We start from the raw sequence: 2,392 nt of genomic DNA, 5'->3' as shown, positions 1-2,392 counted from the left end.
CACTCTCAAAGGCCGTTTTTATGGCGGCGAGCTTGGCCCTGCTCGGGCTAACGGCTGCGAATGCGCAGGAGAAATTTTCCCCAGTCATCGTCATTCACGGCGGCACCAGCGGGCTTGATCTAACCAAAGAGGAATTTAAAATCCGCGAAGAGCCGATGAAAAAAGCGCTTTTAGCGGGTCAAGCCGTGCTTGAAAAAGGCGGCAGCGCGATGGATGCCGTAACTGCGGCCATTATGGTGCTTGAGGACGATCCGAATTTCAACGCGGGCAAGGGCGCGGTATTTACAGCCGACGGATTTAACGAACTAGACGCCTCGATCATGGACGGCTCAACTAAAAAAGCGGGCGCGGTCGCTATGGCGCGGCATATCAAAAACCCTATCCTAGGCGCCAGGCTCGTGATGGATAAGACGTGGCATACGCTTGTTGCGGGCGAGGGAGCCGACAAGCTCGCTAAAGAAAACGGCCTAGAGATGGTCGATCAGAAGTATTTTTTCACGCAATTTAGATACGACGCGCTGCAAAAGGCCAAAGAGAAGCAAAAGCTGCTACTTGATAGCGAAAAAGCAAAAAAGACGTCGCTAAATTTGCACGAGCGCCCGTATCTTGGCACCGTGGGCGCGATCGCACTGGATAAAAACGGCAACCTAGCCGCAGCGACCAGCACGGGCGGCATGACCAATAAAATGACCGGCCGCATCGGCGATAGCCCGATAATCGGCTCTGGAACCTACGCCGACAACGACTCGGTGGCGGTTTCTTGCACCGGCACGGGCGATATATACATGCGCGTAAACGCCGCACACGAGGTCTCGGCTCTTTATAAATACAAAACGCAAGACGTGCAAAAAGCAGCCGAAGATGCAGTAGCTCAGGTCAAAGCTCTAGGCGGTAGCGGCGGCATCATCTCGATCGACAAGCACGGACACACGGGCTTTGCATGGACGAAAGATAAGCTCGGCATGTATCACGGCGAAGCAAGGCTCGGAGCCAAACCGATCGTCTACTGGCCGCTAGGAGAGAAATAAGCGTATTTAGCCCCTTTGCGGGGCTAAATTTAAATCAAATAGCGAGGATAAATACGCTTTTTATCGTATGTCTATTAAATTTGGCGCCTTCGTCGATCAAGCGCTTCGGCGAGGCCAAATTCGGTCAAATTTTACTTTCAGCACCTTGGCAAAGCGCGAATTTTCTATTTAAAATCGACTCTCTTTAACTTAGGCTCAAATCAAGGAGTATTAAGCTCCGCCGAGCCTTAAATTTTACCGAAATCCATATTTCTTGATACCAAAGCGCTCAAATTTCAGGTAGAATATCGTCACATAAAATCAAGGCGGTAAAATGAGAAAATTTATAGTGGTTCGCGGACACGCGGGCTCGGGTAAAACGACTTTCGCAAAAGAGAAAATTAAAGAATTTCAAAACGAATATCCGCAGGCGCAAATTTATCATCTGGAAAACGATATGTTTCTAACCGATGAGGCGGGGGTTTATACTTGGTCGCCGAAGCTTTTGGAGGACGCGAAGCGCAAGGTCGCCCGCGAGATAAAGCAGGCGTATAAATTTGCCATGGAAAACAAAGATAAAGACGTTCTTATCGTGCTTAGCAACGTGAGCGCGCGCACCAAAGAGCTGCTAAGCCTAAAAGAGCAAGCCGCCCAGAATGGATTTATTTTCGAGTGCTTTAGAATGCAAAATTTCTTCGCCTCCGAGCACGGCGTCGATGAAGATACGGTAATAGCGATGTTTATCAAGGTCGCAAACAACAAAATAGAGGGCGAAATTTTGATCCCGCCCGTCAATCCTATGAGCCAAAGCGTAGCGCAAAAGATCAAGGATGCGGCGGCTCTAAACAGGCGCGATCTGCCCTTTGATGCGACACAAAACACCTACGTAACGAAAAAATATATCGCCGCTACGCAGGATAAAAGGCTCTGGAGCGCGCGTCAAAGCGAGCTTTATCCCGAGCTTCGCACCTATAAATACTCAAAACGCGTCTTTTTCAAAGCCGATTGGGATAAGGCGTTGCTTGAGATGCGCGGGCTCATAATGGACGAGAATCTAAATATCATCGTGCGTCCATTTAAAAAGGTCTATAACTACTCGGAATTTACCTCGCGCAAAAGCCTTTATCCTATCGATGTCACGGACGATACGCCAGTGCTTGCCGTGCGAAAGGTAAACGGCTTTTTGGGGTGTTGCACCTACGTAGATATCGGCGAAAGCGGCGCGAGTTTTAACCGCCGCGTCATCTACTCTACGACGGGATCGACCGATAGTAGATTTGCGCAGATGGCGCGCGAGCACTGCTGTAAATTTGAAGAAATTTTCAAACTCTATCCAAATAAAACTTTTTTATTTGAGATCACCGACGAAAGCGATCCGCACATCG

Annotated in this window: 2 protein-coding genes; both read left to right on the top strand. The window is 49.2% G+C overall.

What is annotated here, in order from left to right; genetic code table 11:
- Nucleotides 1-1,028, top strand: a 1,028-nt coding sequence (locus Q0218_RS09005) for an isoaspartyl peptidase/L-asparaginase family protein (RefSeq protein ID WP_297968852.1), incomplete at its 5' end; no start/stop codon positions are given.
- Nucleotides 1,029-1,341: 313 nt separating this feature from the next.
- Nucleotides 1,342-2,392 (top strand): hypothetical protein (locus Q0218_RS09000; protein WP_297968850.1); only part of this gene is annotated, 1,051 nt, incomplete at its 3' end.

Origin of the sequence: uncultured Campylobacter sp., assembly GCF_938039245.1 — a bacterium.
In the GTDB taxonomy this organism is placed as follows: Bacteria; Campylobacterota; Campylobacteria; order Campylobacterales; family Campylobacteraceae; genus Campylobacter_A.
The sequence above is the reverse complement of the archived record's forward strand: the minus strand, read 5'-3'. Positions and strand labels throughout refer to the sequence as shown.